The organism is Bordetella petrii (assembly GCF_020991325.1).
Taxonomy (GTDB): domain Bacteria; phylum Pseudomonadota; class Gammaproteobacteria; order Burkholderiales; family Burkholderiaceae_B; genus Bordetella_A; species Bordetella_A petrii_E.
In genome coordinates, this window is the sequence record NZ_JAJMLX010000215.1 from 1 (window position 1) to 8,150 (window position 8,150).

The window sequence follows — 8,150 nt, forward strand, 5'->3', positions numbered from 1 at the left end:
GACCCCCTGGCCGAAACCGGCCTGCGCCTGGCCCTGCCCAAGCCCATCGTGCGGGGCGTGGTGGCGGGCGGAGAAGGCGAGCGCGCCGGCCTGCTCGACGGCGACCGCATCGTGCGCGCCGGCGCCACCAGCGACCCCGACACCGCGCAACTGGTGCAGATCATCCAGCAGCATGCCGGCCAGGCGTTGCCGCTTACCCTGGTGCGCGACGGCGCCACGGTATCGATTTCCGTCGTGCCGCAGCCCGAGACCGTCGATGGCCAGACCATCGGCCGCATCGGCGTGCAGTTGGGCGGCGATGTACCGATGGTGACGGTGCGTTACGGGGTGTTCGACAGCATTGGCCGCGCGGCGGTCCGCACCTGGGACACCGCCTGGCTGTCGCTGCGCATGATGGGCCGCATGATCATCGGCGAGGTTTCCTGGCGCAATATCAGCGGCCCGGTCACCATCGCCGACTACGCCGGCCAGACCGCGCGTATCGGTTTCGCCGCCTATGTGGCCTACCTGGCGCTCATCAGCATCAGCCTGGGGGTCTTGAACCTGCTGCCAATCCCAATGCTGGATGGTGGGCATCTGCTGTACTATCTCGTCGAAATTGTGCGCGGCAGCCCGCCGCCCGACCGATGGATCGACATCGGGCAGCGTGCCGGCATCGGCTTGCTTGCGGGGCTGATGGGGCTGGCGCTGTTCAACGATTTCGCGCGCCTGTTCACCTGACCGGCGATCGAATAAAATCCTCCGCCATTTGCTCGACCTAGGATAGCCAAGGACATGTCTTTTCGGATGTTTCATCACAAAAAGGGCGTAATGCCTAGCCTGCTCGCCGCGCTGCTCATGCCGGCCCTGGCTCACGCATTCGACCCTTTTGTCGTGCGGGATATCCGCGTAGAAGGCATTCAGCGCACCGACGCCGGCACGGTGTTCGGCTACCTGCCGGTCAAGGTCGGCGAAGAATTCACCGAGGCCGAGGCCACCGAGGCCGTGCGCCGCCTGTACGGCACCGGATTCTTCACCGACGTCCGAATCCAGACCGACAACGACGTGGTCGTGGTGGTGGTGCAAGAACGTCCCACCATCGCGTCGGTCACGTTCAACGGCATGCGCGAATTCGATTCCAAGGCCATCACCACGTCGCTGATGCAAGTGGGCTTCGGCGAAGGGCGCATCTTCGACCAGTCCATGCTGGAACGCGCCGAATACGAACTCAAGGAACAGTACCTGGGCAAGGGCAAGTACGGGGTCGAGGTCACATCCACCGTCACGCCGCTGCCGCGCAATCGCGTAGGCGTCAGTTTCGATGTCTTCGAAGGCGAGGTCGCCAAGATCCGCCAGATCAGCATCGTGGGCAACAAGGCCTTCTCGGAAGACGACCTGCTCGATCTCTTCGACCTGACCACGCCCGGCTGGCTGACTTGGTACACCAACACCGACAAATACTCGCGCGAAAAGCTCGAGGGCGACATCGAGCGCCTGCGCTCGTTCTACCTGGACCAGGGCTATCTGGAATTCTCCGTCGAGCCCCCGCAGGTCACCATCTCGCCCGATCGCAAAGACATCTACGTCACGGTTACCTTGCATGAAGGCGAGCCCTACAAGGTGCGCAGCGTCAAGATGGCCGGCAACCTGCTAGGCCTGGACAAGGAAATCAACGACCTCGTGCAGGTCAAGGAAGGCGAGATCTTCTCGGCCGCCAAGGCCAACGATTCGGCCAAGGCCATCACCGATTACCTGGGCGAGCTGGGCTACGCGTTTGCCAACGTCAACCCCAACCCCTCGCTGGACCGCGCCAAGCACGAGGCAGACGTCACGTTCTACGTCGACCCCAGCCGTCGCGTCTACGTGCGCCGCATTCAAATCGGCGGCAACACGCGCACCCGCGACGAGGTCGTGCGCCGTGAAATGCGCCAGGAAGAGGCCGCCTGGTACGACTCGGGCGACCTGAAAATCTCGCGCGACCGTATCGACCGCCTGGGCTACTTCAGCGAAGTCAATGTGTCCACCGACCCGGTACCGGGCTCGCCCGACCAGGTCGACGTGAACGTCGACGTGAAGGAAAAGCCCACCGGCATGATCAACCTGGGCGTGGGCTACGGCTCGTCCGAAAAGGCCATCCTGTCGGCCGGTATCAGCGAAGACAACGTGTTCGGCAGCGGCACCAACCTGACGCTGCAGTTCAACACCAGCAAGACCAACCGCGCGGCGGTGCTGTCGCATACCGATCCTTATTTCACCAAGGACGGCATCAGCCGCACCACGTCGGCCTACTACCGGGTCACCGAGCCCTGGGACAACAACGACGGCGACTACCGGGTCAAGGCCATGGGCCTGGGCATGAACTTCGGCGTGCCCATTTCGGAATACGACCGCGTGTTCCTGGGCGCCACGTTCGAGCGCAACCAGATCGACCTGTACGACAACTCGCCGCAGGCCTACCGCGATTTTGTCGACGATTACGGCGACAGCACCAACGCGCTGATCTTCAACGTGGGCTGGTCCAAAGACACCCGCGACAGCGCGCTGGCGCCCACCAAGGGTTCGTATACCCGCCTGAAGGGCGATTTCTCCACCATGGACCTGAAGTACTACCTGCTGACGGCTCAGCAGCAGTACTACATTCCGCTGGGCCGCAGCTATACGCTGGCCCTCAACGGCATGGTGGACTACGGCCGCAGCTACGGCAGCCTGGACTACCCGGTCATCAAGAACGTGTACGCCGGCGGCATCGGCACCGTACGCGGCTACGACGGCGCCTCGCTGGGCCCGCGCGACACCCTTACCGGCGACTACCTGGGCGGTTCGCGCCGCATCGTGGCCAACGCCCAGCTGTACCTGCCGTTCCCCGGCGCGTCCAAAGACCGTACCTTGCGCTGGTTCCTGTTTACCGACGCGGGCCAGGTGGCCGCAGGCAGCGGCATGAGCTGCTCGGCCGGCGAGCCGGGCAACGAGGTCGAGGATCCTTGCGGCTGGCGCTATTCGGCCGGTATCGGCCTGTCGTGGCAGTCGCCCCTGGGGCCGCTGCAGCTGTCCTATGCCCGGCCGCTCAATGCCAAGGAAGGCGACGACCGCCAGAGCTTCCAGTTCCAGATCGGTACGGGTTTCTGATGATCGCCGCAGTTACGCCTGATCACATGGGCAACGGGCCTCGGCCCGGCGGTTTGCCTGTTTAGTGGCACAATAATGGCTTTGCTTTACCTCATTGGAAGGTGAGATTTTCATGATGTCTGATTTCGCACTCAACACCTCGAGTCCCTCGCGCAAGTCGCGCGTCGGCAAACTGCGCGGTACGCTGGCCTTGGCGGGTGCGCTGCTCGTGGGTTCCGCCGTGACGCTGCCCGCCCATGCGCAAGGTACCAAGATCGGCTTCGTGAATACCGAACGCATCTTGCGTGAATCGGCGCCGGCCAAAAGCGCCCAAAGCAAGATCGAATCCGAATTCAAGAAGCGCGACGACGAACTCCAGCGCCTGAGCAACAACCTGCGTGCCCAGGCCGAGAAGTTCGACAAGGATTCCCCCGTCTTGTCGGAATCCGACCGCGTCAACCGGCAGCGCGACTTGTCTCGCCTGGATACCGAACTGCAGCGCAAGCGCCGCGAGTTCCAGGAAGACTTCAACCGCCGCCGCAATGAAGAATTCTCGTCCATCGTGACGAAGGCCAATCAGGCCATCAAGAGCATCGCCGAGAAAGAAAACTACGACCTGATCATCCAGGACGCCGTCACCGTCAATCCGCGTGTCGACATCACCGACCGGGTGATCCAGGCTCTCGGCCGCTAAGCCGCGGCGCCGTATGCCGATCCTGCTGGATCCTGCCCGCGCACCGGCCCTGGATGCCCTGCTGGCGGCTGCCAACACCCAGGGGCTCGACTGGCGCATCGAAGCCGCTCCGGGGGCTGTCCTGCCCCGTATCGGCGGCATCGGCACGCTGGCCTCGGCCGGCCCCGAAGAAATCAGTTTCCTGGCCAACCCGCGCTACCAAAGCCAACTGGCCGGTACGCGGGCCGGCGCCCTCATCGTTACCGCGGATGCCGCCCAGGCGCTGGCGGACAAGGCCGATGCGCCCGCGTGTCCGCGCGTGGTATGTCCGCATCCCTACTTGCTGTATGCCCGGCTGGCGCAATGGTTCGATGCCGCGCGCCAGCCCAGGCTGCCCGCCAGCGTGCATCCGCTGGCCGTGGTGGCCCCCGACGCCATCATCGAGGCCGACGTGCGCGTCGGCCCGCATTGCGTGGTCGAATCGGGCGCGCGCATCGGGCAGGGTTCCACGCTGGGGCCCGGCTGCGTGGTGGGCGCGGGGTCCAGCCTGGGCGCCAACTGCCTGCTGCATGCCCGTGTCACGCTGTACGCCAATGTGCGCATAGGCGACCGCGCCATCCTGCATAGCGGGGCGGTGCTAGGGGCCGACGGCTTCGGCTTCGCGCCCGATCCCACGCTGGGGCAGGGCGCCTGGGGGAAAATCGCTCAACTGGGCGGCGTGCTCATCGGCGACGATGTCGAAATCGGCGCCAACACCACCATCGACCGCGGCGCGCTCGAAGACACCCTCATTGGCAACGGGGTCAAGCTCGACAACCAGATCATGCTGGGCCACAACGTGCGCATCGGCGAGCATACCGCCATGGCCGCCTGCGTGGGCGTGGCAGGGTCTACCGTCATCGGCGCGCGCTGCACCATCGGCGGCGCGGCCATGCTGTCGGGCCACCTGTCGCTGGCCGACGATGTCCATATTTCCGGCGGAACGGCCGTGACATCCAGCATCTCGAAGCCGGGGCGCTACACGGGCGTGTATCCTTACGCGGAACACGGAGAATGGCAGCGCAACGCGGCCGTGCTACAACAGCTTTCGACGTTGCGCCGCCGTCTGCGGACGCTGGAAAAAGCCTGACCCGCCGCCGGGAAACGGCGGCGCGGGCAACATAATTCAAAACAGTAGGAAATTTTACGAAATGGAACTCGACATCAAGGCGATCATGGAGCGCTTGCCGCATCGCTACCCGATGCTGCTCATCGACCGCGTGCTGGATATCGTGCCGGGTAAATCCATCGTTGCTATCAAGAATGTGTCGATCAACGAACCGTTCTTCGAGGGCCATTTCCCCCATCATCCGGTCATGCCGGGCGTGCTCATCACCGAAGCCATGGCCCAGGCCGCGGCCTTGTTCTCGTTTACCGACGACGACGGCGGCCTGAAGTGCGACAGCGCCAAGACGGCCTACTATCTGGTCGGCATCGACGAGGCCCGGTTCCGCCGCCCCGTCGTGCCGGGCGACCAGTTGCGCCTGGAAGTGCAGGCCGAACGCCTCAGCCGCGCCATCTGCAAATACCAGGGCCGCGCCCTGGTCGACGGCCAGGTCGTGGCCGAAGCCAAGCTGATGTGCGCCATTCGCAGCCTGGAAGCGTGAATTCAATGTCCGGAAACATCCATCCCACCGCCCTGGTCGACCCGGCCGCGCAAGTCGACAGCAGTGCGCGCATAGGCCCATATAGCGTCGTGGGCCCCGGCGTGACCATCGGCGCAGGGACGGAGATCGGCCCGCATTGCGTCGTGGACGGCATTACCACCATCGGCCGCGACAACCGCTTCTACCGGTTCTGCTCCATCGGGGGCATGCCGCAAGACAAAAAGTACGCGGGCGAACCCACCCGCCTGGTCATCGGCGACCGCAACACTGTGCGCGAATTCACCACCTTCAACACCGGCACGGTGCAGGACGGCGGCGCCACCACGCTGGGCGACGACAACTGGATCATGGCGTACGTGCACCTGGCGCACGACTGCCACATCGGCAACAACACCATCCTGGCCAATTCGGTGCAACTGGGTGGCCACGTCCACGTGGGCGACTGGGCCATCGTGGGCGGCCTGACCGGCGTGCACCAGTTCAGCAAGATCGGCGCGCACAGCATGACAGGTGGCAACAGCTCATTGATGCAAGACATGCCGCCCTATGTGCTGGGCGCAGGCAACCCCTGCCGCCCGGTAGGCGTCAATGTCGAAGGCCTGCGCCGCCGGGGCTTCAGCGCATCGGTCATTGCCAGCCTGCGCGAGGCCTACAAAATCATCTTCCGGCGCGGCCTGTCGCTGGACGAGGCCCGCGCCCAGTTGCGGGCCCGGCAGCAGTCGCATCCCGATGCGCACGACGCCTTGCAAGTGACGCTGGACTTTCTCGATGCCTCCACGCGGGGCGTCATCCGGCCATGACCCTGTCCATCGGCATGGTGGCAGGCGAGCCTTCGGGCGACCTGCTGGCCAGCCGCGTCATCGCGGGCCTGCGCCAGGGCCAGGCCGGCCTGCAATGCCAGGGCATAGGCGGGCCCGCCATGCAGGCGGCGGGTTTCGAAGCGTGGCATCCCATGCATGCCCTGACCGTCTTCGGTTATGTCGACGCCCTGAAGCGGCTGCCCAGCCTGCTGCGCACCTATGGCGACGTCAAGCGCCGCTGGCTGAGCCAGCCGCCGTCGGTGTTTGTCGGCGTGGATGCGCCGGACTTCAACCTGAAGCTGGAACTGGCGCTGCGCCAGGCGGGCACGCCCACTGTGCACTTCGTGGGGCCGTCGATCTGGGCCTGGCGCTACGATCGCATCCACAAGATCCGCGAAGCCGTGTCGCACATGCTGGTGCTGTTTCCCTTCGAGGAAGAGCTTTATCGCAACGAGGGCATACCGGTAACGTATGTGGGGCATCCGCTGGCCGATGCCATTGCGCTGCAACCCGACCGCCAGGCGGCGCGCCAGCGGCTGGGGCTGGACGACAATGCACGGGTGCTGGCCATCCTGCCCGGCAGCCGTTCGTCGGAAATCTGCATCCTGGCTCCGCGCTTCCTGCAGGCAGCACAGCAGCTGCGCCAGCGAGATCCTGGCCTGGTGTGCATCGTGCCCATGGTCAACGCGCAGCGCCGCGCCGAATTCCAGGCCATCCTGGCGCAGTATCCGGTGCCGGGCCTGCGCTGCCTGACTGCCGAAGACCTGCCCGCGGCCGAGGGTCTGCCGGTGGCCTGGAACGCCCTGGAAGCCAGCGATGCGGTGCTGGTGGCCAGCGGCACGGCCACGCTCGAGGCGGCCCTGTTCAAGCGGCCCATGGTCATCTCGTATTACCTGTCGCCCTGGATGCGGCGCATCATGGCCTGGAAATCGGGCCAGCAGCGGCCGTACCTGCCGTGGGTGGGCCTGCCCAATGTGCTGCTGCGCGATTTCGCCGTGCCCGAGTTGCTGCAGGACGACGCCACCCCCGACAAGCTGGCGGAAGCCACCTGGACGGCCCTGACCGACGAGGCGCACGCTGTCCGCGTGCAGTCGCGCTTCACGGCCTTGCACCACGACCTGACGCGCGACACGGCCCGCTTGGCCGCGCGCGCCATTCTCGAGGTGGCCCATGGGGCAAAATAGCCTGTTCGCCGAAACGCCCGATTTCACGGGCGTGCTCATGGCCGGCGTGGACGAGGCTGGCCGGGGGCCGTTGGCCGGTGGGGTATACGCCGCCGCCGTCATCCTGGATCCCGACCGTCCCGTCGCGGGCCTGGCGGATTCCAAGGTGCTGATCGCCGAACGCCGTGAGGAACTCGCCCTGCTGATCCAGGAACGGGCCCTGGCATGGTGCGTGGCCAGCGCCACGGTGCCCGAAATCGACACCCTGAATATTCTGCGCGCCACGTTGCTGGCCATGCAGCGTGCCGTGGACGGCCTGGCCCATGTTCCCCAGGTGGCCATGGTGGATGGCAACCAGGCGCCGAAGCTGCGCTGCACGGTGCAAACCGTGATCAAGGGCGATGCGCTGGTGCCGGCGATTTCGGCCGCCTCCATCCTGGCCAAGACCGCGCGCGACGCCGATCTGCTGCGCCTGCATGCCCTGTATCCGCAGTACGGATTCGACCAGCACAAGGGCTATGGCACGGTGCTGCACATGGACCGCCTGCGCGAGCACGGGCCATGTCCCGAACACCGGCGCAGCTTCGCACCCGTGCGCGACCGGCTGGCCGGGCTGCCATGAAGCACATCGCGTCGCGCGACAATCCCGCGTTCAAGCAATTGCAGCGCCTGGCGCAGCACGCGGGCCGGCGCGGCGAGCAGGCCATCCTGGAAGGCATCCACCTGTGCCAGGGCTGGCTGGACACCGCGGGCGCCCCGGCGCTGGCGGTGTTCGATGCCGAGC

General features: G+C 65.7%; 8 protein-coding genes. All 8 read left to right on the top strand.

Annotation, left to right across the window (positions count from 1 at the left end; all coding sequences use genetic code 11):
* The coding region (gene rseP / locus LPZ50_RS18380) for an RIP metalloprotease RseP (RefSeq protein WP_230663400.1) at positions 1-720 on the top strand (720 nt) is incomplete at its 5' end.
* A gap of 54 nt (positions 721-774) precedes the next feature.
* Positions 775-3,105 carry an outer membrane protein assembly factor BamA gene (gene bamA, locus LPZ50_RS18385; RefSeq protein ID WP_230663402.1) on the top strand — a complete coding sequence of 777 codons (2,331 nt, stop codon included), beginning with the start codon at positions 775-777 and terminating at the stop codon, positions 3,103-3,105.
* A gap of 112 nt (positions 3,106-3,217) precedes the next feature.
* Positions 3,218-3,778 (top strand): OmpH family outer membrane protein, encoded by a 561-nt coding sequence (locus LPZ50_RS18390; RefSeq protein WP_230663404.1) that lies wholly within the window; start codon positions 3,218-3,220, stop codon positions 3,776-3,778.
* 13 nt (positions 3,779-3,791) lie between these two features.
* Complete coding sequence (gene lpxD, locus LPZ50_RS18395; RefSeq protein WP_230663406.1) at positions 3,792-4,886, top strand: UDP-3-O-(3-hydroxymyristoyl)glucosamine N-acyltransferase; 1,095 nt, start codon at positions 3,792-3,794, stop codon at positions 4,884-4,886.
* Positions 4,887-4,947: 61 nt separating this feature from the next.
* Positions 4,948-5,403, top strand: a complete 456-nt coding sequence (gene fabZ / locus LPZ50_RS18400) for a 3-hydroxyacyl-ACP dehydratase FabZ (protein ID WP_230663408.1) — start codon at positions 4,948-4,950, stop codon at positions 5,401-5,403.
* Positions 5,404-5,408: 5 nt separating this feature from the next.
* Positions 5,409-6,203: an acyl-ACP--UDP-N-acetylglucosamine O-acyltransferase gene (gene lpxA, locus LPZ50_RS18405; RefSeq protein ID WP_230663410.1), complete on the top strand. Its 795-nt coding sequence runs from the start codon at positions 5,409-5,411 to the stop codon at positions 6,201-6,203.
* The gene (lpxB, locus tag LPZ50_RS18410; RefSeq protein ID WP_230663412.1) at positions 6,200-7,387 is read left to right on the top strand and encodes a lipid-A-disaccharide synthase; all 1,188 of its coding nucleotides are present in this window, start codon (positions 6,200-6,202) and stop codon (positions 7,385-7,387) included. Before lpxA ends, lpxB begins: the two co-directional genes overlap by 4 nt.
* The gene (gene rnhB / locus LPZ50_RS18415) at positions 7,374-7,988 is read left to right on the top strand and encodes a ribonuclease HII (protein ID WP_230663414.1); all 615 of its coding nucleotides are present in this window, start codon (positions 7,374-7,376) and stop codon (positions 7,986-7,988) included. Before lpxB ends, rnhB begins: the two co-directional genes overlap by 14 nt.
* The last annotated feature ends 162 nt before the right edge of the window (positions 7,989-8,150 follow it).